Source organism: Streptomyces sp. NBC_01571, from assembly GCF_026339875.1.
Classification (GTDB): Bacteria; Actinomycetota; Actinomycetes; order Streptomycetales; family Streptomycetaceae; genus Streptomyces.
Map to the genome: position 1 here is coordinate 2,858,925 of NZ_JAPEPZ010000001.1, position 25,505 is coordinate 2,884,429.

The 25,505-nt window shown below is 68.1% G+C and carries 20 protein-coding genes, 3 rRNA genes and 1 pseudogene; 7 read left to right on the forward strand and 17 right to left on the reverse strand.

Features of this window, described 5'->3' with window-relative positions; all coding sequences use genetic code 11:
- Positions 1 to 47 precede the first annotated feature (47 nt).
- The 4 genes from OHB41_RS12860 to OHB41_RS12875 form a co-directional block, all read right to left on the reverse strand.
- The gene (locus OHB41_RS12860; RefSeq protein WP_266698103.1) at positions 48 to 911 is read right to left on the reverse strand and encodes an ABC transporter ATP-binding protein; all 864 of its coding nucleotides are present in this window, start codon (positions 909 to 911) and stop codon (positions 48 to 50) included.
- Positions 908 to 1,951 (reverse strand): FecCD family ABC transporter permease, encoded by a 1,044-nt coding sequence (locus OHB41_RS12865; RefSeq protein ID WP_266698104.1) that lies wholly within the window; start codon positions 1,949 to 1,951, stop codon positions 908 to 910. The genes OHB41_RS12860 and OHB41_RS12865 overlap by 4 nt, the downstream gene beginning before the upstream one ends.
- Complete coding sequence (locus OHB41_RS12870) at positions 1,948 to 2,991, reverse strand: FecCD family ABC transporter permease (protein ID WP_266698105.1); 1,044 nt, start codon at positions 2,989 to 2,991, stop codon at positions 1,948 to 1,950. The genes OHB41_RS12865 and OHB41_RS12870 overlap by 4 nt, the downstream gene beginning before the upstream one ends.
- Positions 2,992 to 3,113: 122 nt before the next feature.
- A complete protein-coding gene (locus tag OHB41_RS12875) occupies positions 3,114 to 4,142 on the reverse strand; it encodes an HAD-IIA family hydrolase (RefSeq protein ID WP_266698106.1) in 1,029 nt (342 codons plus the stop codon).
- A gap of 86 nt (positions 4,143 to 4,228) precedes the next feature.
- Here OHB41_RS12875 and OHB41_RS12880 point away from each other — a divergent pair, with 86 nt between their 5' ends.
- On the forward strand, positions 4,229 to 5,521 hold the full coding sequence (locus OHB41_RS12880; RefSeq protein WP_266698107.1) for a DUF1015 domain-containing protein: 1,293 nt from the start codon (positions 4,229 to 4,231) through the stop codon (positions 5,519 to 5,521).
- 65 nt (positions 5,522 to 5,586) lie between these two features.
- On the opposite strand, the gene OHB41_RS12885 is transcribed toward OHB41_RS12880, so the two are convergent.
- From OHB41_RS12885 to OHB41_RS12910, 6 genes and pseudogenes are all read right to left on the reverse strand, one after another.
- Positions 5,587 to 6,501: a tetratricopeptide repeat protein gene (locus OHB41_RS12885; protein ID WP_266705833.1), complete on the reverse strand. Its 915-nt coding sequence runs from the start codon at positions 6,499 to 6,501 to the stop codon at positions 5,587 to 5,589.
- Positions 6,502 to 6,687: 186 nt separating this feature from the next.
- Positions 6,688 to 7,368: pseudogene (locus tag OHB41_RS52605) on the reverse strand (hypothetical protein); the annotation flags it as partial.
- Positions 7,369 to 7,961: 593 nt separating this feature from the next.
- Positions 7,962 to 8,078 (reverse strand): 5S ribosomal RNA (rrf, locus tag OHB41_RS12895).
- 136 nt (positions 8,079 to 8,214) lie between these two features.
- Positions 8,215 to 11,336: ribosomal RNA gene (locus tag OHB41_RS12900) — 23S ribosomal RNA — on the reverse strand.
- A 314-nt stretch (positions 11,337 to 11,650) separates the two neighbouring features.
- Positions 11,651 to 13,176 (reverse strand): 16S ribosomal RNA (locus OHB41_RS12905).
- The 16S, 23S and 5S rRNA genes sit together here, the layout of an rRNA operon.
- Before the next feature lie 633 nt (positions 13,177 to 13,809).
- The gene (locus tag OHB41_RS12910) at positions 13,810 to 14,451 is read right to left on the reverse strand and encodes a DNA-3-methyladenine glycosylase (protein WP_266698109.1); all 642 of its coding nucleotides are present in this window, start codon (positions 14,449 to 14,451) and stop codon (positions 13,810 to 13,812) included.
- A 185-nt stretch (positions 14,452 to 14,636) separates the two neighbouring features.
- On the opposite strand from OHB41_RS12910, the gene OHB41_RS12915 reads away from it, so the two are divergent.
- The 3 genes from OHB41_RS12915 (at position 14,637) to OHB41_RS12925 (ending at position 16,660) form a co-directional block, all read left to right on the forward strand.
- Positions 14,637 to 15,422: a sporulation protein gene (locus OHB41_RS12915; RefSeq protein ID WP_266698111.1), complete on the forward strand. Its 786-nt coding sequence runs from the start codon at positions 14,637 to 14,639 to the stop codon at positions 15,420 to 15,422.
- A gap of 39 nt (positions 15,423 to 15,461) precedes the next feature.
- Entirely contained in the window at positions 15,462 to 15,995 is a 534-nt protein-coding gene (locus tag OHB41_RS12920; RefSeq protein ID WP_266698112.1) for a YbhB/YbcL family Raf kinase inhibitor-like protein, read from the forward strand.
- A gap of 158 nt (positions 15,996 to 16,153) precedes the next feature.
- The gene (locus OHB41_RS12925) at positions 16,154 to 16,660 is read left to right on the forward strand and encodes an HNH endonuclease (protein ID WP_148007559.1); all 507 of its coding nucleotides are present in this window, start codon (positions 16,154 to 16,156) and stop codon (positions 16,658 to 16,660) included.
- Positions 16,661 to 16,737: 77 nt separating this feature from the next.
- Here the strand turns inward: OHB41_RS12925 and OHB41_RS12930 are convergent, their stop codons facing one another.
- From OHB41_RS12930 to OHB41_RS12940, 3 genes are all read right to left on the reverse strand, one after another.
- Entirely contained in the window at positions 16,738 to 17,673 is a 936-nt protein-coding gene (locus OHB41_RS12930; protein WP_266698118.1) for an SPFH domain-containing protein, read from the reverse strand.
- Positions 17,674 to 17,806: 133 nt separating this feature from the next.
- A complete protein-coding gene (locus OHB41_RS12935; RefSeq protein ID WP_266698119.1) occupies positions 17,807 to 18,241 on the reverse strand; it encodes an NfeD family protein in 435 nt (144 codons plus the stop codon).
- Positions 18,242 to 18,368: 127 nt separating this feature from the next.
- Entirely contained in the window at positions 18,369 to 19,160 is a 792-nt protein-coding gene (locus OHB41_RS12940; protein WP_168527423.1) for an ABC transporter ATP-binding protein, read from the reverse strand.
- A gap of 121 nt (positions 19,161 to 19,281) precedes the next feature.
- On the opposite strand from OHB41_RS12940, the gene OHB41_RS12945 reads away from it, so the two are divergent.
- Positions 19,282 to 20,070, forward strand: a complete 789-nt coding sequence (locus OHB41_RS12945) for an Rv1486c family protein (protein WP_266698120.1) — start codon at positions 19,282 to 19,284, stop codon at positions 20,068 to 20,070.
- A gap of 612 nt (positions 20,071 to 20,682) precedes the next feature.
- Here OHB41_RS12945 and OHB41_RS12950 read toward each other — a convergent pair.
- The 4 genes from OHB41_RS12950 to OHB41_RS12965 form a co-directional block, all read right to left on the reverse strand.
- The gene (locus OHB41_RS12950) at positions 20,683 to 20,922 is read right to left on the reverse strand and encodes a chaplin (RefSeq protein WP_323138371.1); all 240 of its coding nucleotides are present in this window, start codon (positions 20,920 to 20,922) and stop codon (positions 20,683 to 20,685) included.
- Between the two features lie 205 nt (positions 20,923 to 21,127).
- On the reverse strand, positions 21,128 to 21,373 hold the full coding sequence (locus OHB41_RS12955; RefSeq protein ID WP_168527425.1) for a chaplin: 246 nt from the start codon (positions 21,371 to 21,373) through the stop codon (positions 21,128 to 21,130).
- Between the two features lie 152 nt (positions 21,374 to 21,525).
- On the reverse strand, positions 21,526 to 22,167 hold the full coding sequence (locus OHB41_RS12960) for a response regulator (RefSeq protein ID WP_266698121.1): 642 nt from the start codon (positions 22,165 to 22,167) through the stop codon (positions 21,526 to 21,528).
- Positions 22,160 to 23,305 (reverse strand): GAF domain-containing sensor histidine kinase, encoded by a 1,146-nt coding sequence (locus tag OHB41_RS12965; protein ID WP_266698122.1) that lies wholly within the window; start codon positions 23,303 to 23,305, stop codon positions 22,160 to 22,162. Before OHB41_RS12965 ends, OHB41_RS12960 begins: the two co-directional genes overlap by 8 nt.
- A gap of 185 nt (positions 23,306 to 23,490) precedes the next feature.
- Here OHB41_RS12965 and OHB41_RS12970 point away from each other — a divergent pair, with 185 nt between their 5' ends.
- Both OHB41_RS12970 and OHB41_RS12975 read left to right on the forward strand, forming a co-directional pair.
- Positions 23,491 to 24,186 (forward strand): SDR family NAD(P)-dependent oxidoreductase, encoded by a 696-nt coding sequence (locus OHB41_RS12970; RefSeq protein WP_266698123.1) that lies wholly within the window; start codon positions 23,491 to 23,493, stop codon positions 24,184 to 24,186.
- Positions 24,183 to 25,262, forward strand: a complete 1,080-nt coding sequence (locus OHB41_RS12975) for an S-adenosylmethionine:tRNA ribosyltransferase-isomerase (RefSeq protein WP_266698124.1) — start codon at positions 24,183 to 24,185, stop codon at positions 25,260 to 25,262. The genes OHB41_RS12970 and OHB41_RS12975 overlap by 4 nt, the downstream gene beginning before the upstream one ends.
- Positions 25,263 to 25,505 lie beyond the last annotated feature (243 nt).

Consider the following 25,505-nt stretch of genomic DNA (forward strand, 5'->3'; position numbering starts at 1 on the left):
CAACAGCCCAGAGGTCCTCGCCGCGTTCTCGGGAGCCTTCCAGGGCATCAGGAGCCTTCCGCCACCTTCACCGCGACCCGTGCCTTGCGGGCCGCCGGGACCACCAGCGGCGTCCCCGTCTCCGGGTCGTCGATGACCTGGCAGCGCAGCCCGAAGACCTCCTCGACCAGCTCCGCCGTCACGATGTCCCGGGGCGCGCCCTCGGCGACGACCCGGCCCTCGCGCAGGGCGATGAGATGGGTGGCGTACCGCGCGGCGTGATTGAGGTCGTGCAGGACCGCGACCAGCGTGCGCCCCCGCTCCTCGTGGAGATCGGCGCAGAGGTCCAGCACGTCGATCTGGTGCTGGATGTCGAGATAGGTGGTCGGCTCGTCGAGCAGCAGCAGCGGGGTCTGCTGCGCGAGGGCCATCGCGATCCACACGCGCTGCCGCTGACCGCCCGACAATTCGTCGACATAGCGGTCGGTCAGTGCGGCGACGCCGGTCGAGGCCATCGACTCCCGTACGACCCGCTCGTCCTCCGTCGACCACTGGCGCAGCAGCCCCTGGTGCGGATAGCGGCCCCGGCCGACCAGATCGCCCACCGTGATCCCGTCCGGCGCGATCGACGACTGCGGGAGCAGCCCGAGCGTCCTGGCCACCTTCTTCGCGGGCATCGACTGGATGACCTGCCCGTCGAGCAGCACCCGCCCCGCGGAGGGCTTGAGCATCCGCGACAGGGCGCGCAGCAGGGTCGACTTGCCGCACGCGTTCGGGCCGACGATCACGGTGAAGGAGTTGTCGGGGATCTCCACCGACAGTTTCTCCGCGATGACGCGCTGGTCGTAGCCGAGGGTGACGTTGTCGGCGGACAGGCGGTTCAGGCCGTTCACGGTGCTCCTTCGGGTGTTCTCGTTCGCGGGGGCGCTCATATCCGGCCCGCCTTGCGCTCGGTGACGAGCAGCCACAGCAGATAGATGCCGCCGAGGACGCCGGTGACGACGCCCACGGGTAGCTGGTCGGCGCCGAAGGCGCGCTGCGAGGCCCAGTCGGCGACGATCAGCAGGGCGGCGCCCATGCACATCGACGGCACCAGGTTGGGTCCCGGTGAGCGGGTCAGGCGCCGGGCGAGCTGCGGCGCGGTGAGCGCCACGAAGCCGACCGGACCGGCGGCGGCGGTGGCGCCCGCGGTGAGCAGGACGGCGGACAGCATCAGCAGCAGGCGTACGCGCTCGACCCGCACGCCGAGTGCGTACGACACGTCGTCACCCATCTCCATCACGCGCAGCCCCCGCGCGTTGCCGAGGACGAGCGGCACCAGAACGGCGCACATCGCCAGCAGCGGCCACACCTGCGCCCAGTCACGGCCGTTGAGGGAGCCGGTCATCCAGACGACGGCGCGGGCCGCGTCGACGAGGTCCGCCTTGGTGAGCAGATAGCCGTTGACCGCGGTGACGATCGCGGAGACGCCGATACCGACCAGGACGAGCCGGTATCCGTGCACGCCCCGCTTCCAGGCGAGCAGATAGATGGCGACTCCGGTCACCAGGCCGCCGACGAGCGCTCCGAGGGCGACCTGGTTCGCGGTCCCCGAGAACAGCACGATCATGATCAGCGCGCCGGCCGTCGCCCCCTGCCCCAGGCCGAGGACGTCCGGACTGCCCAGCGGGTTGCGGGAGACGGACTGGAAGATCGCCCCGCCGAGCCCGAGCGAGGCCCCGACCAGGAGACCGACGAGCACCCGGGGCAGCCGCAGCTCGTTGACGATGAACTCCTGACCCGCGTTCCCGTTGCCGGCCAGTGTCTTGAGGACGTCGGCGGCCGGGATCGGGAAGTCGCCGGTGCCGAGGAGCACCACGCTCGCGGCGAGCGCGGCCACCAGCAGCAGCACGACGACGACGAGCGCCCGCACGTCGAACCGGACCGACAGTCCGCCGCGCGCGCGTAGGAAGCGGGTACGTGTCGTGCTCACAGCTGGGCCGTCCTCCGCCGTCGTACGAGGTAGATGAAGACCGGGCCGCCGAGGACCGCGGTGACGATGCCGACCTGGAGTTCCGCGGGCCGGGCGATGATCCGCCCCACCACGTCGGCGCCGAGCAGCAGCACCGGCGACAGCACGGTCGCGTACGGCAGGATCCAGCGCAGGTCCGGGCCGGTGAAGGACCGTACGACGTGCGGGACCATCAGCCCGACGAAGACGATCGGCCCGCAGGCGGCCGTCGCGGCGCCGCACAGCACGGTGGCGGCGGCCATGGACAGCGCACGGGTGCGGTTCAGGTTGGCGCCGAGCGCGCGGGCGGTGTCGTCGCCCATGGCCATGGCGTTCAGCGGCCGGGCGAGGCCCAGCGCGAGCGCCGTACCGGCCACCAGGAACGGCAGCACCTGTCCGATGGTCGAGTCCGTCGCCGAGGCCAGCGAACCGACCGTCCAGAAGCGCATCTTGCCCAGCGCCGCGTCATCCATGATCATCACGGCCTGGAGATAGCCGTAGAGCGCGGCGCTGATCGCGGTGCCGGCGAGTGCGAGCCGCACCGGGGTGGCGCCCCGGCTGCCGCCGAGGAACCAGACCAGCGCCCCGACCGCGGCGGCGCCGAAGAAGGCGAACCAGACGTATCCGCTCAGGCTGGTGACGCCGAAGTACGTGATGGCGGTGACGACCGCGGCGGACGCGCCCGCGTTGATCCCGAGCAGTCCGGGATCGGCCAGCGGGTTGCGGGTGAGCGCCTGCAGGACGGCACCCGACAACCCGAGCGCTGCGCCGACGAGCAGTCCGAGGACGGTGCGCGAGAGCCGGTCGTCCACGACGACGTCGGCATACGTCCCCGAGTCGTGGAACAGGCCGTGCCAGACCTGGTCCAACGGCAGCGCTTTCGCACCGATCGCGATGCTCGCCAGCGCGACCAGCACGAGGACGGCCGCGGAAACGCCGAGCCCGACGGCACGTATCGCCCAGCGGTTCGGGGGCGCGGGGGCGGTCTCCGCGCGCTGTTCAAGGGGGCTGTCGACCAACACCTAGTTAGGTTAGCCTACCCTCGCCCTGGCGGGGTTCCCCCGGTCACCGCTCATCACCGCCGGCTTCCCGGCATCACCGCCCCCGAACCCCGTGAGCCGCCACCGAGCCCCGGAACGGGCCGTCAGAGTCCCAGCCGCGCCAGCGCCTTGGCGCCCTCCAGCGCGCACGTCCCGTCCCCGGCCGCCGTCCACGCCGCCGCGCACAGCGCCCGCAGGCCGTCCAGCGCCTCGCCTTCACCCTCCAGCTCCAGCCGCTCGCTCCCGGCCGTCGCCGTCCACCCTCCGCACCGGAACCCATCACCCGCCTGGGCGATCGCGGGCTGACCGGTCAGCAGACCGCGCAGATCGGCGTCGACATACGTCGGCCGGTGCTGCGGCGGGGCGGCGAGCAGCTGCGCGCCGTCCGTCACCCCGGTGAGCACGAGCAGCGAGTCCACGTCGCCGTTGAACGCGCCCTCGATGTCGGTGTCCAGCCGGTCGCCGACGACCAGCGGCCGCTTCGCCCCGGTCCGCAGGACCGTCTCACGGTGCATGGGGGGCAGCGGCTTGCCCGCCACCTGCGGCTCGGCGCCGGTGGCGATCCGTACGACCTCCACCGCGGCGCCGTTGCCCGGCGCGATACCGCGGGCGCTCGGAATGGTCAGGTCCGTGTTGGACGCGAACCACGGCACCCCCCGCGCGATGGCGTAGCAGGCCTCCGCGAACCGTCCCCACGCCAGGTCGGGACCGCCGTACCCCTGCACCACCGCCACCGGATCGTCGTCGGCCGACTCGACCGGTTCGAGCCCGCGCTCGCGCAGCGCGACCCGCAGCCCCTCCCCGCCGATGACCAGCACCCGCGCACCGGGCGGCACCTGCTCGCTGATCAGCCGGGCCGCCGCCTGGGCGGAGGTGATCACGTCAGCGGCGTCCGTCGGAACGCCCAGCTCACGAAGGTGTTCGGCCACGGCGTCGGGTGTCCGCAGCGCGTTGTTCGTGACATACGCGAGGTGCATCCCGCCGGACCGGGCGGTGCCGAGCGACTCCACGGCGTGGGCGATCGCGTTCCCGCCCGCGTACACCACCCCGTCCAGATCGAGCAGCGCCGTGTCGTACGCCTCACTCAGAGCCTGCTCGCTGCCCTCGGGCCGAGTCCTGACGGTCTGGCTCATTGCACATCGCTCCTCGTTCTAGCTCTTTCCCTCGATCATCGCGCATGGCATCGGCACACTCTGACGATCACACTTACGATGCGTCAATGAACACTGCAGGTCCCGCGGAGGAAACCCCGGTACGCAGCGGCCTCGAACTGGCCCCGTTCCGGGGCGTGCGCTATGACCCCGACCGGGTCGGCAGCCTCGCCGCCGTGACATCCCCGCCGTACGACGTCATCGTCCGGCCGGACGGTCTGCTGCACCTCGAATCGGCCGATCCGCACAACATCGTCCGGCTGATCCTCCCCCAGGACGCGACTCCCAACGCCCGTAACCGCCAGGCGGCGGACACCCTGCACGCCTGGCTGTCCAAGGGCGTCCTGACCACGGACCCCGAGCCGGGCCTGTACGTCTACGAGCAGCGCGACGACGACATGCTGCAGCGCGGCATCATCGGCACCCTGCGCCTGTCGGAGCCGGCCGACGGCGTCGTCCTCCCGCACGAGGACGTCATGCCCCACATCGTCGCGGACCGCGCGGCCCTGATGCGGGCGACCTCCGCCAACCTCGAACCCCTTCTGCTGACCTACCGGGGCACCGGTTCCCGGGTCGGCACGGCCGCCGTCATCGAGCGCACAGCGGAGCGCGAGCCGCTGCTGTCCACCACCACGGAGGACGGTCTGAGCCACCGTCTCTGGGCGGTCACCGACGCCGCCGATCTGGCCGAGATCCAGACGGACCTGGGCCGTCATCAGGCCCTCATCGCGGACGGTCACCACCGCTGGGCGACCTATCTGCGCCTGCGCTCCGAGCACCCCTCGCCCAGCCCCTGGGACTTCGGTCTCGTCCTCCTGGTGGACACCGCGCGCTATCCGCTGCGCGTCCGCGCGATCCACCGTCTGCTGCACGGGCTGCCTGTCGCTGAGGCGCTGGCGGCCCTCACGGACTCGTTCCGGGTTCGCCGCCTCGACGTTCCCCTCGCGAAGGCCCTGGAGGCCCTCGCCTCGGCGGCCGCGGAGGGCAACGCCTTCCTCCTCGCGGGCGACGGCTCGTTCCATCTGGTCGACCGCCCGGACCCGGACCTCCTCAACCGTACGATCCCGGTCGACCACCCCGAGGCCTGGCGCACCCTGGACGCGACCGTCCTGCACGCCACGCTCCTCGGGCACGTCTGGGGCATCCCGGAGGACTCGCCCGCCCACATCGCCTACATCCACGACACCGAGGCCACGGTCGCCAAGGCGGAGCTGGACGGCGGCACGGCGGTTCTCCTGCACCCGGTGCGCGAGGAAGTCGTACGCGAGCTCGCACGCCAGGGCGTCACGATGCCCCGCAAGTCGACGTCGTTCGGCCCCAAGCCGGCGTCGGGACTGGTTCTGCGGGCGCTCTCCGACTGAAACGCCGGGCGGCGGGACCCCTTCCGGAGTCCCGCCGCCCGTGTTCTCACCGCGGGGTTCAGACGTCAGCCGCGAGGGGCGTCCTCGTCGTCGCCGTCGTTGCCGCCTTCTTCGTCGCCTTCTTCAGCACGCTCTTCCTCGCGCTCGTCCTCGGCGTCGTCGAGGTCCTCGTTGTCGATCTCGTCGATCTCGTCGATCTCGTCGATCTCGTCGGCCTCGGCCTGGATCGCCCGGTCGGCCTCGCGTACGGACTTGGGCTGGGCCTCGGTCTCGGAGTCCGCCCCGGGCTCGCTCTCGTCCTCGACCAGCGCGTCGACGAACTCGACACCGTCCAGCTCCGCGAGCCGGTCCGAGGCGTCGGTGCTGCCGTCCTTGTCGGACTCGACAGCCTTAGCGAACCACTCGCGCGCCTCGTCCTCACGGCCGGCGGCGAGAAGCGCGTCAGCGTACGCGTAGCGCAGTCGCGCGGTCCAGGGCTGCACGGAGTGCGAGGCCAGCTCGGGGCTCTGGAGGGTCACGATGGCGGCGTCGAGCTGCCCCATGTCCCGCCGCGCTCCGGCAGCCACGAGCCGCATCTCGACCTGACCGGCCTTGTCCAGCTTCTGCACATCCGGCGCACCGGCCATGTCCAGCGCCTTCTCGGGCCGGCCCATACCGCGCTCGCAGTCCGCCATGACGGGCCACAGGTCCACGTTGCCGGTCATCCGACGCGCCGCACGGAACTCCGCGAGCGCCTCGCTGTACTTCTGGCTCGCGTAGGCGGCGAATCCGGCCGCCTCGCGTACGGCGGCGACCCGCGATGCCAGACGCAGGGCGATCCTGGAGTACGCGTACGCGCCCTCGGGGTCCTCGTCGATGAGCCGGGCGACCATCACCAGGTTCCTGGAGACCTCTTCGGCAAGTCCCTTCGGCAGGCTCTGGAGCTCCTGCCGGACGTCCTTGTCGATCTCATCGCCCGTGACGTCGTCCGGGATCGGCAGCCGCTTGATCGGCTCGCGGTCCCGGTCGCGGTCGCGGTCGTCGCGGCCACGGAAGCCGCCACCCCGGCTGTCGCCCCGACGGTCGTCACGGCCTTGGAAGCCGCCGGGACGGCCACCCCGGTCGTCACGACGCGGGCCGCCACGGCCACGGTCGTCGCGCCCACGGAAGCCGCCACCCCGGCTGTCGCCACCCCGGTCGTCACGGCGGAAGGCGGGACGGTCCCCCTCGCGGCGGTCGCCACGGTCGTCGCGCCGGAAGTCGTTGCGGTCGTCGCGGCGGAACCCACCGCGGTCGCCACCGTCACGGCGGTCGTCACGGCGGTCGTCACGACGGAAACCACCACGGTCATCGCCCCGACGGTCATCACGCCGGTCGTCACGGCGGAAGTCGTTGCGGTCGTCACGACGGAAACCGCCGCCACCGCTGGGGCTGCCGCCACGGTTGTCGTCGCGGCGGAACCCACCACGATCGTCATCACGACGCGGAGCACCGGAACGCTCGTCACGACGGAACGGCGGACGATCCCCGTCACGCCGGGGAGCCCTGTCGTCTCCTCGGCGATCGTCACGGCGGTCGTCACGGCGGAAGGCGGGACGGTCCCCCTCGCGGCGGTCGCCACGGTCGTCGCGCCGGAAGTCGTTGCGGTCGTCGCGGCGGAACCCACCGCGGTCGCCACCGTCACGGCGGTCGTCACGGCGGTCGTCACGACGGAAACCACCACGGTCATCGCCCCGACGGTCATCACGCCGGTCGTCACGGCGGAAGTCGTTGCGGTCGTCACGACGGAAACCGCCGCCACCGCTGGGGCTGCCGCCACGGTTGTCGTCGCGGCGGAACCCACCACGATCGTCATCACGACGCGGAGCACCGGAACGCTCGTCACGACGGAACGGCGGACGATCCCCGTCACGACGCTCACCGCGGTCGTCGCGGCGGAAGGCCGGCCTGTCCCCGTCCCGGCGGAAGCCGCCACGGTCACGGTCGTCACGTCGCGGCCCGCTGGGGCGGTCGTCACGACGGAACGGCGGACGGCTCCCACGGTCACCTTCCCGACGGTCGTCGCGGCCACGGAAGCCGCCACCGCTGCCACCACTGCCGCCGCTGCCACCACGGTTGTCATCCCGGCGGTTGTCGTCGCGGCGGAAACCGCCGCGGTCGCCGCCTCGGTCGCCACCACGATCACCGTCGCGGCGGTCATCACGCCGGCCGGCGCCACCGCGGTCGCCGTCGCGCCGGTCGTCGCGGCGCGGGCCCCCGCGGTAGCCGCCGCGGTCACCACTGTCCCGGCGTCGCTGATCGCGCTCCGGTCGCTCATCGGGAGAGTTGGTGGACATGGGTGACTCCTGTCTTCGGTACCGCAAGTCATTCTCGCGCAGCCGGGTACCCGGCGCGCTTCGTAAAAACAAAAAAGGACCTCTGGTCCCAGCGAGTCGCTGGGACCAGAGGTCCTCCAAATTTTGTTCGGCGGCGTCCTACTCTCCCACAGGGTCCCCCCTGCAGTACCATCGGCGCTGTAAGGCTTAGCTTCCGGGTTCGGAATGTAACCGGGCGTTTCCCTCACGCTATGACCACCGAAACCCTTTCAGACATCTCGTCGTGAAACGAGACCTCGAACGGGCAGCGAACAAGCACACTATTCAGTTCATTAGTGAAACTGTTCAGCCAGCACAACCGTTCGTTGTCTGGGAACTACACAGTGGACGCGAGCAACTGAGGACAAGCCCTCGGCCTATTAGTACCGGTCACCTCCAGCGGTTACCCGCCTTCCAGATCCGGCCTATCAACCCAGTCGTCTACTGGGAGCCTTAACCCCTCAAAGGGGGTGGGAATACTCATCTCGAAGCAGGCTTCCCGCTTAGATGCTTTCAGCGGTTATCCCTCCCGAACGTAGCCAACCAGCCATGCCCTTGGCAGGACAACTGGCACACCAGAGGTTCGTCCGTCCCGGTCCTCTCGTACTAGGGACAGCCCTTCTCAATATTCCTACGCGCACAGCGGATAGGGACCGAACTGTCTCACGACGTTCTAAACCCAGCTCGCGTACCGCTTTAATGGGCGAACAGCCCAACCCTTGGGACCGACTCCAGCCCCAGGATGCGACGAGCCGACATCGAGGTGCCAAACCATCCCGTCGATATGGACTCTTGGGGAAGATCAGCCTGTTATCCCCGGGGTACCTTTTATCCGTTGAGCGACGGCGCTTCCACAAGCCACCGCCGGATCACTAGTCCCGACTTTCGTCCCTGCTCGACCCGTCGGTCTCACAGTCAAGCTCCCTTGTGCACTTACACTCAACACCTGATTACCAACCAGGCTGAGGGAACCTTTGGGCGCCTCCGTTACTCTTTAGGAGGCAACCGCCCCAGTTAAACTACCCATCAGACACTGTCCCTGATCCGGATCACGGACCCAGGTTAGACATCCAGCACGACCAGACTGGTATTTCAACGACGACTCCACCATGGCTGGCGCCATGACTTCAAAGTCTCCCAGCTATCCTACACAAGCCGAACCGAACACCAATATCAAACTGTAGTAAAGGTCCCGGGGTCTTTCCGTCCTGCTGCGCGAAACGAGCATCTTTACTCGTAGTGCAATTTCACCGGGCCTATGGTTGAGACAGTCGAGAAGTCGTTACGCCATTCGTGCAGGTCGGAACTTACCCGACAAGGAATTTCGCTACCTTAGGATGGTTATAGTTACCACCGCCGTTTACTGGCGCTTAAGTTCTCAGCTTCGCCAAACCGAAGTTTGACTAACCGGTCCCCTTAACGTTCCAGCACCGGGCAGGCGTCAGTCCGTATACATCGCCTTACGGCTTCGCACGGACCTGTGTTTTTAGTAAACAGTCGCTTCTCGCTGGTCTCTGCGGCCACCCCCAGCTCACCGAGTAAATCGGATCACCAGTGATGGCCCCCCTTCTCCCGAAGTTACGGGGGCATTTTGCCGAGTTCCTTAACCATAGTTCACCCGAACGCCTCGGTATTCTCTACCTGACCACCTGAGTCGGTTTAGGGTACGGGCCGCCATGAAACTCGCTAGAGGCTTTTCTCGACAGCATAGGATCATCCACTTCACCACAATCGGCTCGGCATCAGGTCTCAGCCTTGATGTGCGACGGATTTACCTATCACACGGCCTACACCCTTACCCCGGGACAACCACCGCCCGGGATGGACTACCTTCCTGCGTCACCCCATCACTCACCTACTACAGGTCTGGACCATCGGCTCCACCACTCCCCTTTGCCCGAAGGCTCCAGGGCGGCTTCACGGACTTAGCATCGCCTGGTTCAATGTTTGACGCTTCACAGCGGGTACCGGAATATCAACCGGTTATCCATCGACTACGCCTGTCGGCCTCGCCTTAGGTCCCGACTTACCCTGGGCAGATCAGCTTGACCCAGGAACCCTTAGTCAATCGGCGCACACGTTTCTCACGTGTGTATCGCTACTCATGCCTGCATTCTCACTCGTGAACCGTCCACCACTGCCTTCCGGCGCGGCTTCACCCGGCACACGACGCTCCCCTACCCATCACAGCAGGCGTTGGCCCTATTGCTGCAATGACACGACTTCGGCGGTACGCTTGAGCCCCGCTACATTGTCGGCGCGGAATCACTAGACCAGTGAGCTATTACGCACTCTTTCAAGGGTGGCTGCTTCTAAGCCAACCTCCTGGTTGTCTGTGCGACTCCACATCCTTTCCCACTTAGCGTACGCTTAGGGGCCTTAGTCGATGCTCTGGGCTGTTTCCCTCTCGACCATGGAGCTTATCCCCCACAGTCTCACTGCCGCGCTCTCACTTACCGGCATTCGGAGTTTGGCTAAGGTCAGTAACCCGGTAGGGCCCATCGCCTATCCAGTGCTCTACCTCCGGCAAGAAACACACGACGCTGCACCTAAATGCATTTCGGGGAGAACCAGCTATCACGGAGTTTGATTGGCCTTTCACCCCTAACCACAGGTCATCCCCCAGGTTTTCAACCCTGGTGGGTTCGGTCCTCCACGACCTCTTACAGCCGCTTCAACCTGCCCATGGCTAGATCACTCCGCTTCGGGTCTTGAGCGCGCTACTAAATCGCCCTATTCGGACTCGCTTTCGCTACGGCTTCCCCACACGGGTTAACCTCGCAACACACCGCAAACTCGCAGGCTCATTCTTCAAAAGGCACGCAGTCACGAGATATGTGCAAGCACATATCCGACGCTCCCACGGCTTGTAGGCACACGGTTTCAGGTACTATTTCACTCCGCTCCCGCGGTACTTTTCACCATTCCCTCACGGTACTATCCGCTATCGGTCACCAGGGAATATTTAGGCTTAGCGGGTGGTCCCGCCAGATTCACACGGGATTTCTCGGGCCCCGTGCTACTTGGGTGTTTCTCAAACGAGCCGTTGACGTTTCGACTACGGGGGTCTTACCCTCTACGCCGGACCTTTCGCATGTCCTTCGCCTACATCAACGGTTTCTGACTCGTCTCACGGCCGGCAGACCGTGAAAGAGAAATCCCACAACCCCACATACGCAACCCCTGCCGGGTCTCACACGCATATGGTTTGGCCTCATCCAGTTTCGCTCGCCACTACTCCCGGAATCACGGTTGTTTTCTCTTCCTGCGGGTACTGAGATGTTTCACTTCCCCGCGTTCCCTCCACTTGCCCTATGTGTTCAGGCAAGGGTGACAGCCCATGACGACTGCCGGGTTTCCCCATTCGGAAACCCCCGGATCAAAGCCTGGTTGACGACTCCCCGGGGACTATCGTGGCCTCCCACGTCCTTCATCGGTTCCTGGTGCCAAGGCATCCACCGTGCGCCCTTAAAAACTTGGCCACAGATGCTCGCGTCCACTGTGCAGTTCTCAAACAACGACCAACCACCCATCACCCTGCCCGAAGGCAAGTTCACTGGGGCCGGCACTGAAGGCAGCCAACAATCGGCCGTACCTTCAGACACCCAACAGCGTGCCCGACACACTCCCCGCTTCCCTCATTCGTTCCACGCCCCGAAGGACAGTACTGGAAGGAGAAGACGATCAAGTGTGCCGAATAATCAACGTTCCACCCATGAGCAACCACCGTCGAACATTTGCCGACGTAGTGGCCTCTGACCTCACCCCGGAGGGATCGGTAAGAAGTGCTCCTTAGAAAGGAGGTGATCCAGCCGCACCTTCCGGTACGGCTACCTTGTTACGACTTCGTCCCAATCGCCAGTCCCACCTTCGACAGCTCCCTCCCACAAGGGGTTGGGCCACCGGCTTCGGGTGTTACCGACTTTCGTGACGTGACGGGCGGTGTGTACAAGGCCCGGGAACGTATTCACCGCAGCAATGCTGATCTGCGATTACTAGCAACTCCGACTTCATGGGGTCGAGTTGCAGACCCCAATCCGAACTGAGACAGGCTTTTTGAGATTCGCTCCGCCTCACGGCTTCGCAGCTCATTGTACCTGCCATTGTAGCACGTGTGCAGCCCAAGACATAAGGGGCATGATGACTTGACGTCGTCCCCACCTTCCTCCGAGTTGACCCCGGCAGTCTCCTGTGAGTCCCCATCACCCCGAAGGGCATGCTGGCAACACAGAACAAGGGTTGCGCTCGTTGCGGGACTTAACCCAACATCTCACGACACGAGCTGACGACAGCCATGCACCACCTGTACACCGACCACAAGGGGGGCACTATCTCTAATGCTTTCCGGCGTATGTCAAGCCTTGGTAAGGTTCTTCGCGTTGCGTCGAATTAAGCCACATGCTCCGCTGCTTGTGCGGGCCCCCGTCAATTCCTTTGAGTTTTAGCCTTGCGGCCGTACTCCCCAGGCGGGGAACTTAATGCGTTAGCTGCGGCACCGACGACGTGGAATGTCGCCAACACCTAGTTCCCACCGTTTACGGCGTGGACTACCAGGGTATCTAATCCTGTTCGCTCCCCACGCTTTCGCTCCTCAGCGTCAGTAATGGCCCAGAGATCCGCCTTCGCCACCGGTGTTCCTCCTGATATCTGCGCATTTCACCGCTACACCAGGAATTCCGATCTCCCCTACCACACTCTAGCTAGCCCGTATCGAATGCAGACCCGGGGTTAAGCCCCGGGCTTTCACACCCGACGTGACAAGCCGCCTACGAGCTCTTTACGCCCAATAATTCCGGACAACGCTTGCGCCCTACGTATTACCGCGGCTGCTGGCACGTAGTTAGCCGGCGCTTCTTCTGCAGGTACCGTCACTTTCGCTTCTTCCCTGCTGAAAGAGGTTTACAACCCGAAGGCCGTCATCCCTCACGCGGCGTCGCTGCATCAGGCTTTCGCCCATTGTGCAATATTCCCCACTGCTGCCTCCCGTAGGAGTCTGGGCCGTGTCTCAGTCCCAGTGTGGCCGGTCGCCCTCTCAGGCCGGCTACCCGTCGTCGCCTTGGTGAGCCACTACCTCACCAACAAGCTGATAGGCCGCGGGCTCATCCTTCACCGCCGGAGCTTTCAACCCACCCAGATGCCCAGGCAGGTATTATCCGGTATTAGACCCCGTTTCCAGGGCTTGTCCCAGAGTGAAGGGCAGATTGCCCACGTGTTACTCACCCGTTCGCCACTAATCCACCCCGAAGGGCTTCATCGTTCGACTTGCATGTGTTAAGCACGCCGCCAGCGTTCGTCCTGAGCCAGGATCAAACTCTCCGTGAATGTTTTCCCGTAATCGGGACGACACCACGAGAGCGGAACCAGGAAGAGGAATAATCCTCCCGGTTCACAGCGTCCTCGCTGTGCGCCTACCCCGAAGGGGCAGGACTTTTTCAAAGGAACCTCGTCCCAGCCGATCGGCCGGAGACGGGGTATCAACATATCTGGCGTTGATTTTTGGCACGCTGTTGAGTTCTCAAGGAACGGACGCTTCCTTTGTACTCACCCTCTCGGGCTTTCCTCCGGGCGCTTCCCTTCGGTCTTGCGTTTCCGACTCTATCAGACCGTTTCCGTATCCGATTTCCTCGATGCTTTCCAGGTTTTCGCTTTCGCGTTTCCCTTTCCAGCGGTTCCGACTCTATCAGATCCTTTCGGGCCTGTTTCCCAGTCGGTGGGTTTGCCTTTCGGCCTTTGAGTTCTTTCGACTCGCGGCCTTTCGACATTCACTACGCTAGCCGATTCCCCGCGCAGCTCATAATCGAGCTCCGCGAGTTTGAATTCAGACATGAGGACACGCCGAATTCGCCCCCGCTGAGGGGAGGTCGTAGGTAGTGGGTTGGCCGCTTCCGGCTGCTGGCGTAACGCCGTACCCGGGTCAAGCGGCTCGGGCTACATTACGGACCCCCCGGAGGCGAGTCAAGTTGAGCGGCGGCGGGGCGAATGGGCCCGATAAGGGCTCACGGTGGGGTCGTTGGCGACCCAGAAGCGCCAGGGGTGGATGCCTCCGTCGCCGGACACCCCGGTTCGTGGACCGTTGCGTACCTGGTCGGAGCTGACGGGGGTCCCCGTCAGCAGGGTCAGCGGGCCCCCCTCCGGAGCGCAGGCATCGGCGCCGTCGAGGGACCGGTCCACGTCCAGCGCCGTCGCCAGACGGGCGGGCCCTTTGGCCAGTTCCTTGTCATTTCGGGCCGAGAGTCGACGTTTGCGGGCGAGCTCCGCGCCCTCGACGACCTCGCCGGCCCTCAGCAGGACCCCGCTGGGCCTGCCCGCCGGACCGCACACCAGGTTCATGCAGAACCACATGCCGTAGGTGAAGTAGACGTAGACATGCCCGGGCGGGCCGAACATCACGCCATTGCGGGCCGTGCGGCCGCGATAGGCGTGGGAGCCGGGGTCGTCCGGGCCGTCGTACGCCTCTACCTCCGTGAGGCGGAGCTCGATCGGACCGTCCGGTGTGGTGCGCACGAGAACCCGCCCCAGGAGGTCGGGGGCGACCTCCAGTACGGGGCGGTCGAAGAACTCACGCGTCAGGGGCGTACGGTCAGGGGCCGCGATCATGGCGTACGAGCGTAGTCCAGCGACACGGGCACGTGGGTACGGGTGGGTGCCGACGGGTGGTCAAGGAGCGTTCCCCTTGTAAGGGTGAGAACGCGGAACCGGCCGCGGTCGGATCGCGTTTGTAGGGATCAGGAATCCAGACGCAGTACTACGGAGCACAGGCGTTGCCTGGGGAGGTTTGAGACATGGGGTTCAAGCGGCTGCTTGCGAGCCTGGGAGCCGGTGGGGCTTCGGTCGAGACGGTGCTGACCGAGGTCAACGTCGTTCCGGGCGGTGTCGTGCAGGGTGAGGTGCGGATCCAGGGCGGATCCGTGAACCAGGCCATCGAGGGGCTGTCGGTGGGGCTCCAGGCCAAGGTCGAGGTCGAGGGGCACGACGACCAGGAGTACAAGCAGGACGTCGAGTTCGCGAAGCTGCGGCTCGGCGGGGCCTTCGAACTGCAGGCCGGTGCCGTGCACGCGGTTCCGTTCGGGCTCGACATTCCGTGGGAGACCCCGATCACCACGATCGACGGGCAGAGCCTGCGGGGCATGCACATCGGTGTGACCACGGAGCTGGAGATCGCGCGCGCCGTGGACTCCGGGGACCTGGACCCCATCAACGTGCACCCGCTCCCCGCGCAGCAGGCCATCCTGAACGCCTTCATCCAGCTGGGCTTCCGCTTCAAGAACGCGGACATGGAGCGCGGCCACATCCGGGGCAGCCGCCAGAAGCTGCCGTTCTACCAGGAGATCGAGTTCTTCCCGCCGTCGCAGTACCGCGGGCTGAACCAGGTGGAGCTGAGCTTCGTCGCCGACGACCGCGAGATGGACGTCATCCTGGAGATGGACAAGAAGCCGGGCCTCTTCAGCGAGGGCAGCGACTCGTACCGCTCCTTCCAGGTGGGCCTGCACGACTTCCAGGGCACGGACTGGGCCGCGTACCTGAACCAGTGGCTGTCCGAGGTCGGCAGCAAGCGCAGCTGGTTCTAGGCTCGGACCGAGAGATTCCGCCGTTCAGGAGGTACTGACGTGACCGAGCTCAAGAGGGCGCCGCTCCCGCACGACTTCCATCCGCCCGTGCCGGCCTTCACGGTCACCAGTGAGGACGTCGCGTCGGGTGCGGTGCTGAAGGACGCCCAGGTCTACGCGGCAGGAAACACTTCGCCGCACCTGAGCTGGGAGGGCTTCCCCGCCGGGACCAAGAGCTTCGCCGTGACGTGCTTCGACCCGGACGCCCCGACGGGCAGCGGGTTCTGGCACTGGGTGGTGTTCGACATCCCGGCCTCCGTCACCGAGCTGGTGACGGGCGCGGGCAGCGGCAAGTTCGAGGGCCTGCCGGAAGGTGCGGTCCAGGTGCGCAACGACTACGGGACCAAGGACTTCGGTGGTGCCGCGCCGCCGGCCGGGGACCCCGCGCACCGGTACCTCTTCACGGTGTACGCCGTGGATCAGGAGAAGCTCGGCCCCGACGCGGAGGCCTCGCCGGCCTATGTCGGATTCAACCTGCGGTTCCACACGCTGGCCCGCGCCCAGCTGATGGGCGAGTACGCGGCTCCCGCGTAAAGCGTCGCAGACGGACGTTCACTGAACGTTTGCCCGCCTCTGGTCTTGGAAGTGATCAGGGGCGGGCATTTTTATTGCGTTGTCCATCTCGGCGTGCCCGGCCAGAGTTGATCCAAGCCCGCCAGGGGGTGGGCCGGTGCATACGGGAGGTGGGCAGGATGCGGGACACGCTGGTTCTGAACGCGAGCTTTGAGCCGCTGTCGACGGTGACGTTGAACCGAGCCGTCGTTCTGGTGCTGCAGGACAAGGCCGTCGTCGAGCAGGCCCACCCCGAACTGCGTATGCGCGGCGCCGCCCTCGACATACCCGTGCCGCGGGTGATCAGGCTGTGCAGGTACGTCAGGGTGCCTTTCCGAAGACAAGCCCCGTGGTCGAGGCGCGGTGTCCTCGTGCGCGACCGCCACCGCTGCGCGTACTGCGGCAGGCGGGCGACGACGGTCGACCACGTGGTACCCCGCGCGCAGGGCGGCCAGGACTCCTGGCTGAACACGGTCGCGTCGTGCGCCGAGGACAACCACCGCAAGGCGGCCCGTACGCCGGAGCAGGCGGGGATGCCGCTGCTCAGGCAGCCGTTCGAGCCGACACCGGCGGACGCGATGCTGCTGACACTGGACCGCGACGACCTCGACGCCCTGCCGGAGTGGCTGGTGCAGCCCGCGGCCTAGGTGTATTGCCCTGTGGGGTCGTACGACGAGGGGGCCCCTCTCCGGTCGGAGAGGGGCCCCCTCGTCGTACGTCGTCGTCAGTCGGTGACGGACGGCTTCTCGCGGCGCTCCGAGCCGCCGTTGCCCGAACCGCCGCCCATGGGGCCGAAGTTGCCCATGGCGCCGCTCAGTCCCTTGAGGGCGTCGCCGATCTCGCTGGGGACGATCCAGAGCTTGTTGGCGTCCCCCTCGGCGATCTTGGGGAGCATCTGAAGGTACTGGTAGGCGAGGAGTTTCTGGTCGGCGTCGCCGGCGTGGATGGACTCGAAGACCGTGCGGATGGCCTGGGCCTCGCCCTCGGCGCGCAGGGCGGCGGCCTTGGCCTCACCTTCGGCGCGCAGGATCGCGGACTGCTTCTCACCCTCGGCGGTGAGGATCTGCGACTGGCGGATGCCTTCCGCGGTGAGGATCGCGGCGCGCTTGTCACGGTCGGCGCGCATCTGCTTCTCCATCGAGTCCTGGATGGAGGTGGGCGGCTCGATCGCCTTGAGTTCCACGCGGTTGACGCGGATGCCCCACTTGCCGGTCGCCTCGTCGAGGACACCGCGCAGGGCCGCGTTGATCTCCTCGCGCGAGGTGAGGGTCCGCTCCAGGTCCATGCCACCGATGATGTTGCGCAGCGTGGTGACGGTGAGCTGTTCGATCGCCTGGATGTAGCTGGCGACCTCGTAGGTCGCTGCGCGGGCGTCGGTGACCTGGTAGTAGATGACCGTGTCGATGTTGACCACCAGGTTGTCCTGGGTGATCACCGGCTGCGGCGGGAAGGGCACGACCTGTTCACGCAGGTCGATGCGGTTGCGGATCGAGTCGATGAACGGGACCACGATGTTCAGGCCTGCGTTCAGGGTCCGTGTGTACCGGCCGAAGCGTTCGACGATGGCGGCACTGGCCTGTGGGATGACCTGGATGGTCTTGATCAGGGCGATGAAAACCAGCACCACCAGAATGATCAGGACGATGATGATGGGTGCCATCGATAACTCCCCGTACCCTTCTCCGCCTCGGTGTTTCCGAAAGATCTTATGGTTGTTGAAGATCTTGCTGGACGAGTCTGACAGACCGTCGTCTGCCGCGTGGGGCGTTCGGTTCAGTTGGCGTCGCGCGAGGTCACATGACGATCGCCGTGGCTCCTTCGATGTCCACGACGTCCACCTCCTGGCCCACCTCGTAGGCCTGTCCGGTATCCAGGGCGCGTGCCGACCAGATCTCTCCGGCGAGCTTGATCCGGCCGTCGCCCGAACCGTCGACCCGCTCCAGGACGACGGCCTGTCTGCCCTTCAACGCCTCGACGCCCGACATGAGTTGGGGTCGTTGGGATCGGTGCCGCGTCGCGATGGGGCGTACGACCGCGATGAGCGCGACGGAGACGGCGCAGAAGACGAGCACCTGGAGGACGACACCGCCGCCGAGGCCGGCCGTGACCGCGGCAGCCGCGGCGCCTGCGGCGAACATGCCGAACTCCGGCATCGCGGTCACCACGAGCGGGATGCCCAGCGCGGCCGCGCCGACCAGCCACCACACCCATGCGTTGATGTCGTCCACGTGGTCATGGTAGGTCCGCGGGTCCGTTCGGCGACAGGGCGCAGATCGGGTGGAGAAGGGGCTCGTACCGGGTCCCGCGGAGCAGGTGCTTCCCAAGGGGCGGTTCGTGCCGGCTGCTTCGTACGGGTCAGGCCATCGGGAGACCCTGCGCGGTCCAGCGCTCGCCGACCTGTTCGACGACGAGGGGGAGACCGAAGCAGCGGGAGAGGTTGCGGGAGGTGAGTTCGAGTTCCAGGGGGCCCGCGGCGAGCACCTTGCCCTGGCGGATCATCAGGACGTGGGTGAAGCCCGGGGCGATCTCCTCGACATGGTGCGTGACCATGATCATGGACGGCGCGATCGGGTCGCGGGCGAGGCGGCCGAGACGGCGTACGAGGTCCTCGCGGCCGCCGAGATCGAGGCCGGCGGCGGGCTCGTCGAGCAGGAGCAGCTCGGGGTCGGTCATCAGGGCGCGGGCGATCAGGGTGCGCTTGCGCTCGCCCTCGGAGAGGGTGCCGAACCTGCGGTCGAGGTAGTCGCTCATGCCGAGGCGGTCGAGGAAGGCGCGGGCGCGCTGCTCGTCGATGTCCTCGTAGTCCTCGTGCCAGCCCGCGGTCATGCCGTAGGCGGCGGTGAGCACGGTCTGCAGGACGGTCTGGCGCTTGGGGAGCTTTTCGGCCATGGCGATGCCGGCCACGCCGATCCGCGGGCGCAGCTCGAAGACGTCGACCTTGCCGAGGGTCTCGCCGAGGATGGTGGCGGTGCCCTGGCTGGGGAAGAGGTAGCTGGAGGCGAGGTTGAGGAGGGTCGTCTTGCCGGCGCCGTTCGGGCCGAGGATGACCCAGCGTTCCCCTTCCTTGACCGACCAGGAGACCTGGTCCACCAGAGCCCGGCCCTCGCGGACCACGGACACGTCCTCCAGCTCCAGTACATCGCTCATGAGCGCGTTGTCTCCCATTGCAGTCTCGGCCGTCGCTTACGTCTGTGGACGCAGCCCCCAGGGAAAACCTACGCCACCGGCCGGGCGCTCCTGTCCATCGGCCGGTCCTTAGGGTGGAGGCATGCTCTCGGAACCACGCTCAGGACGCCTGGCCGCATGGGGAAATGCCCTTTTGGCCGGTTTTGTATCTCCGGATGACGCGGTACTCGCCATCGTCGGCGAGGACGCGGTGCACCGGGTCGAGGGGCTGCCGGGCGAGGCGGGGCCCGTCGGGCTCACGCTCGCCCTCGGCCGACTGCGGGCGCTCGGGGTCGCCGGGCTGCGGGTCGCGCTGCCCGCGCCGGGGCATCCGCTCGGGCTGAGCGGGCCGCCGGTCTTCAACGCGCGTGCCCTCGACGCCGAGGAGGCGGTCGTCTGCCACGGCGCCGCGCTGGGGCTCGTGCCGGAGGTCCACGAGGCCGGGCCGGCGGGTGACGTCCACGTCGAGGTCGTCTGGCACTGCCTCCCGGTGCGGGAGGCGCCGCCCGCCGACGTGCCGTCCCTCGGTGAGGCCGAGCGGGAACTGGCGGAGGCGCTGCGTGAGGCGACGGACGTGTTGTCGCGGCTGGACGTGGCCGGGTCGGGGCCGGTCGCGGAGGCGGCGGTGGACGCGTACCGGGCGCGGGCCGAGCGGGGTCGCGAGGTGCTGGCGCCCGGGTATCCGCCGCGTGCGGTACGGGTGTTGGAGCTCGCCCAGCGGGTGGGCCTGCTGATCTCCGTCGCGTACGAGAACGGGCACGGCGGGGCGGTGAGCGCCTCGGAGATGGCGGCGCGGACCGAGGCGTTGCGGCCGGTGGAACGGACGGCCCGGCGGGCGCAGGTGGCGGCGTACAACGCGTTCGTGGAGGAGCGCGAGCGGGGCGTGCGGTGAGCGCGGCGCGTGCTGGGCGCGGCGCGTGCTGGGCGCGGCGCGTGCTGGGCGCGGCGCGTGCTGGGCGGGGTGCGTGCTGGGCGGGGTGTGCGGTGAGCGGCGCGTGCTGAGCGGGGTGTGCGGTGAGCAGAGGGGTGGGCCGGTGAGGTGTTGATCCGCGCGTCACGGCTTCGCCCGAAGGGCTCGTCCTCATACGCCGGACGGGCTGAGTATGCGGGCCTGCGCCGGAAGCGATCCGTTCAGCGAGTTCCCGCGTGCGGAGCAAGCGGCCTGAGCGAGTCCCCGCGTCTGGAGCGGACGGGGTGTTCGGCCGCCGGACCGGCTGGAAATGCCTGCCTACGCCAGGAACGGCACGTTCAGGGAATCCCCGCACCCGGAGCAGGCGGCCTGTTCGACCGCCGGACCGGCTGAAAATGCGGGCCTGCGCCGGGAGCGTCCCGTTCAGCGGGTCCCCGTGTCCGGGGTGGGCGAGTGTTCGGTGCGAGCTGTGCGGTCGGGGCGAACCGTCTGGTGGCGTGGGTTTCCTGGTTCGCACGGGCCGCGGCGGCTCGGTGGCGGGGACGGCGCAGGGCCCCGCGGATGGTCCGCGGGGCCCTGTCGTGACGGGGTGGGTCAGTCGTTCACGCCGGCGTTGCCGAACGCCGGGTTCAGGAGGCCGATCACGTTCACGCTGTCGCCCACGACGTTGACGGGGATGTGGATCGGCGCCTGGACGGCGTTGCCCGAGGCGACGCCCGGCGACTGCGCGGCCGCGCCCTGGGCGCCCGCGTCGGCCACGGCCGCGCCGGCCGAGGCTCCCGCGGCGATACCGGCGACGGTGAGGGCCATGGCTGCCTTCTTGGCGATGTTCATGAGAAACGTTCCTCCTGCGTTTGCGGTTCCGACCCGGCCGCGGGTCGTACGTTGAGCAACGCGGGAGACCGCCTCACGGCACGGAAATGCGGGCCGAAGTGACCGTTCGGGCCATTTGGATGATGTACAGATGGGCCGACAACACCTGACCGGCCCCCCAGGAGTGCCTGAGGGGCCGGTGGTCATGACGAGTGCGGTACGGACCTCAGTGGTTGAGGCCGAGGTTGCCGAAGGCCGGGTTCAGGACACCGATCACGTTCACGCTGTTGCCGACCGCGTTCACGGGGATGTGGATCGGCGCCTGGATGACGTTGCCCGAGACGACACCCGGGGAGCCCGCGGCCTGACCGCCCGCCCACGAGCCGTCCGTCGCGGAAGCCATACCGGCACCGGCGGCGACCAGGCCGCCCGCCACCATCGCGACAGCCGTGGCCTTCTTCAGGTTCTTCACTTCTGAGCCCTCCCTAGCGATCACCGCGGCAGATCACCGCGGCACGCACTGGAGAACGGCCGGGGTCCGCGAAGGATGCGCCATCCGGGTGACATACACCCGACGGTATGAATCTCAGCCCGGAGCGGAACCTTTCGTATTGTCGTGCCCGGTCAGCCCGCAGCCCCATGGCGTACGGCCCACAGCGCGGCCTGCGTCCGGTCGGCGAGGTCGAGCTTCATCAGGATGTTCGAGACATGCGTCTTGACGGTCTTCTCGGAGAGGACGAGCGCGCGGGCGATCTCCCGGTTGGAACGGCCGTCGGCGATCAGGCCGAGCACCTCGCGCTCCCGCTCGGTCAGCGAACCTCCCCTGCCCTGCCCCGAGTTGGCTTCCTCCTGGGACAGCAGGACGCCCGCCACCTCGGGTTGCAGCAGGATGTGCCCGGCGTGCACGGAGCGGATGGCGCCGGCGAGGGCGTCGGGGTCCACGTCCTTGTAGACGTATCCCGCCGCGCCGGCGCGCAGGGCCGGGACGACCGTGCGCTGCTCGGTGAAGCTGGTGACGATCAGCACGCGCGCGGGGTTGGCGAGTTCGCGGAGTTTGCGCAGCGCGTCGATGCCGTCCATGCCCGGCATCTTGACGTCCATGAGGACGACGTCGGGCCGCAACTCCTCGGCGCGGGCGACTCCTTCGGCGCCGTCGGACGCCTCTCCCACGACCTCGATGTCGTCCTGCACCTCGAGGAAGGTGCGCAGGCCCCGGCGGACCACCTGGTGGTCGTCGACGAGCAGCACCTTGATTGCTTCAGCCACCAGGGACCTCCATCTCGATCGTGGTGCCCTTTCCGGGCGCCGATTCCACGGTCAGCGTGCCGCCGACCCCGCTCGACCGGTCACGCATGGAGACCAGGCCGAGGTGGCGTCCCGCGGTGCGTATCGCCGTCGGATCGAAGCCGCCGCCGTCGTCGCGGACGCGCAGCACGGCGCCCGGTCCGCGCTTCTCCAGGAGGACGTCGACGCGGGCCGCCCCGGAGTGCCGCAGCGCGTTGTGGAGGGCCTCCTGGGCGACGCGCAGCACGGCCTCCTCCTGGGCGGCGGGCAGGGCGCGCACGCCCCGGCCCGTGAAGGTCACCCGCGCGGAGTGGGCGCGGTCGAGCACCTGGATCTGGGTGCGCAGCGTGGCCACGAGGCCGTCCTCGTCGAGGGCGGCGGGGCGCAACTCGATGACGGCGGCGCGCAGTTCCTCGGTGGCCTCGGCGGCGAGCGCGGCCACCTGGTGCAGTTCGCCCTTGGCGCGTGCGGGGTCGCGGTCGACGAGGGCGGCGGCGGCCTGCGCGGTCAGACGCAGGGAGAACAGCTTCTGGCTGACGGCGTCGTGCAGTTCGTGAGCGAGCCGGGAGCGCTCCTCGGCGATGGTGAGTTCGCGGCTGCGCTCGTACAGGCGGGCGTTGGTCAGGGCGATCGCCGCGTGCTGGGCGAGGATCGTGAGGAGTTCCTCGTCGTCCTCGGTGAAGCCGCATCCGCCGTCGGGCCTGGTGCCGTTCTTGTTGGCGAGGAACAGGGCCGCGATGGTCTCGTCACCGTCGCGGACGGGCAGGCCCAGGAAGTCGGACATGTCCGGGTGGGCGGCGGGCCAGCCCTCGAAGCGGGGGTCCTTGCGCACGTCGGCGAGGCGCTCGGGGCGTGCCTCGTGCAGCATCGCGGCCAGGATGCCGTGCTGGCGCGGGAGCGGGCCGATGGCCTTCCACTGGGCGTCGCTGACGCCGTCGACCACGAACTGGGCGAAGCCGCCGTGGTCGTCGGGGACCCCGAGCGCGGCGTACTGCGCGTCGAGCAGGTCGCGGGCCGAGGCGACGATCGTCTTGAGGACGTCGCGCACCTCCAGGTGCCTGCTCATGGCCAGCAGCGCGGAGCTCACCGCGTACAGACCGGACCGGGGACCTTGGCTCATGCCCCCAACGTACCCGTGGGGTGTGACAGTGCGTATCCGCCCTGTGGTGGCCGTCCCTGGGCCGGTGGGCCTAGGCCGAAGGGCCCCCGGTCGCCGGGACCCGCGTACGAGGCGGCGGGAGCGGTCCGGTTCCTACGTTGAGGACACCTGCCGGAAGCGGCGGGCTGGACGAGGGGACGGACGTCATGCCGGTAGCGATCATCACGGGGGCTTCGAAGGGGCTGGGGCGGGCGCTCGCCGCGGCCCTGGCGCGGCGCGGCTGGGATCTGGTGCTCGACGCCAGGACCGCCGGGGTTCTGGAGGAGACGGCGAAGACGCTGTCCGTGCACGGGACCCGGGTGGCGGCCCTGCCCGGGGACGTCACGGACGCCGGGCACCGGGCGGCGCTGGTGGCGGCGGCCCGTGAGCTCGGGGGCGTCGATCTGCTGGTGAACAACGCGAGCGCGCTCGGCGCCGAGCCGCTGGTCCGGCTGGAGGATCTGACACCGGGCGGGCTGCGGCGGGCTCTGGAGGTCAACGTGGTCGCGGCGCTGGGCCTGGTCCAGGAGGCCCTGCCGCTGCTGCGGGCCGCCGAGGCGGGCGCGGTCGTCGCGGTCAGCTCGGACGCGGCGGCCGAGGCGTACCCGACGTGGGGCGGTTACGGGGCGTCGAAGGCGGCCCTCGACCATCTCGCGGCGGTGCTCGCCGAGGAGGAGCCGGGCCTGCGGGTCTGGGCCGTGGACCCCGGGGACATGGCCACGGACCTGTACGCGGCGGCCGTGCCGGACGACGGGGGGCCGCGACCGGCGCCGGACAGCGTGGTGCCGGCCTTCCTGAGGCTGCTCGACGAGCGGCCGGCCAGTGGCCGCTACGCGGCGCCCGCACTGCTGGAGGAGGGGTGACGACCGTGACGCGGGTCCCCGAGGAGTTGTCGGCGCGGGTGCCGGCCGAGCAGCGCGGGCCCGGGCGGGACCGGGACTCCGTACGGCTGCTCGTCTCGCGGGGCAGGGAGGTGTCGCACCACACGTTCGCGGAGCTGCCGCGGCAGCTGCGGGCCGGGGACCTGCTGGTCGTGAACACCTCCCCCACGTCGGCCGCGGCCGTCGACGGACGGATCGGGCACGCGCGCGTGGTGGTCCATTTCTCCACCCGGGGCGATGACGGGCGGTGGGCCGTCGAGCTGCGGGATCCCGACGGGAGGGGCACCACGCGTCCGCGTGCGGGCGGGCCCGCGGGGACGGAGGTGTGTCTCGCGGGTGACGTGCGTCTCGTGCTGGAGGAGCCGGTGACGGCGGGCGGCGCGCGGTTGTGGTGGGCGAGGGTGCCGGGTCCGGACGTGCCCGGGCTGCTGCGGCGGCACGGGCGTCCCATTCGGTACTCCTATACGGAGCGGGACCAGCCGCTCTCCGTCTATCAGACGGTGTTCGCGCTGCCGTCGGCCGACGGCGCGGGCAGCGCGGAGATGCCGAGCGCGGCGCGGCCCTTCACCGCGCGTCTGGTGACGGAGCTGGTGAGCCGGGGGGTGCAGTTCGCTCCGATCAGGCTGCACACGGGCGTCTCCTCGGCCGAGGCCCACGAGCCGCCGTCGACAGAGTGGTACGAGGTGCCGGAGGCGTCGGCGCGGCTGATCAACGCGGCGAGGGCGGGGGACGGGCGGATCGTCGCGGTCGGTACGACGGCCGTACGTGCCGTCGAGTCCGCGGCGGGCGCCGACGGGGTGGTCCGCGCCCGCCGCGGATGGACGGATCTCGTGGTGACCCCGCGGCGGGGCGTGCGGGTGGTCGACGGGCTGCTGACCGGGCTGCACGAGCCGGAGGCCTCCCATCTGCTGATGCTGGAGGCCGTCGCGGGAAGGGCCGCGGTCGAGCGCGCGTACGCCGCGGCGGTGCGCGGGCTCTACCTGTGGCACGAGTTCGGGGACGCCCACCTCATCCTCCCGGAGGAGAACGCTCACCCTGGGCGTTGCTCCAGCAACTAACGGTGAGAACGATCTAGGCGCCATGTGAGCCCGCACATAGGGCGCACATCACGTACGAACGGACATAGGAGATAAAGGGTGCCGCGATGAGCGGGGCAGACGTGCCACTATGTCCCGATTTGCCCCCCACGGCCCTACTACTCGGCGTCGTACGTCACACCTTTGCCACACAATTTTGCGGCCGCTAACAATGGCTCCAGTCGCTCAACGCCGCAGGTTCCTACCCGCGGCGTTTGATCCGGA

Coding starts and splice junctions, on each gene's coding strand:
- OHB41_RS12860 (WP_266698103.1), bottom strand. CDS start 911: ATGAGCGCCCCCGCGAACGAGAACACCCGAAGGAGCACCGTGAACGGC.
- OHB41_RS12875 (WP_266698106.1), bottom strand. CDS start 4,142: ATGAGCCAGACCGTCAGGACTCGGCCCGAGGGCAGCGAGCAGGCTCTG.
- OHB41_RS12880 (WP_266698107.1), top strand. CDS start 4,229: ATGAACACTGCAGGTCCCGCGGAGGAAACCCCGGTACGCAGCGGCCTC.
- OHB41_RS12910 (WP_266698109.1), bottom strand. CDS start 14,451: ATGATCGCGGCCCCTGACCGTACGCCCCTGACGCGTGAGTTCTTCGAC.
- OHB41_RS12915 (WP_266698111.1), top strand. CDS start 14,637: ATGGGGTTCAAGCGGCTGCTTGCGAGCCTGGGAGCCGGTGGGGCTTCG.
- OHB41_RS12925 (WP_148007559.1), top strand. CDS start 16,154: ATGCGGGACACGCTGGTTCTGAACGCGAGCTTTGAGCCGCTGTCGACG.
- OHB41_RS12930 (WP_266698118.1), bottom strand. CDS start 17,673: ATGGCACCCATCATCATCGTCCTGATCATTCTGGTGGTGCTGGTTTTC.
- OHB41_RS12940 (WP_168527423.1), bottom strand. CDS start 19,160: ATGAGCGATGTACTGGAGCTGGAGGACGTGTCCGTGGTCCGCGAGGGC.
- OHB41_RS12945 (WP_266698120.1), top strand. CDS start 19,282: ATGCTCTCGGAACCACGCTCAGGACGCCTGGCCGCATGGGGAAATGCC.
- OHB41_RS12950 (WP_323138371.1), bottom strand. CDS start 20,922: ATGAACATCGCCAAGAAGGCAGCCATGGCCCTCACCGTCGCCGGTATC.
- OHB41_RS12965 (WP_266698122.1), bottom strand. CDS start 23,305: ATGAGCCAAGGTCCCCGGTCCGGTCTGTACGCGGTGAGCTCCGCGCTG.
- OHB41_RS12970 (WP_266698123.1), top strand. CDS start 23,491: ATGCCGGTAGCGATCATCACGGGGGCTTCGAAGGGGCTGGGGCGGGCG.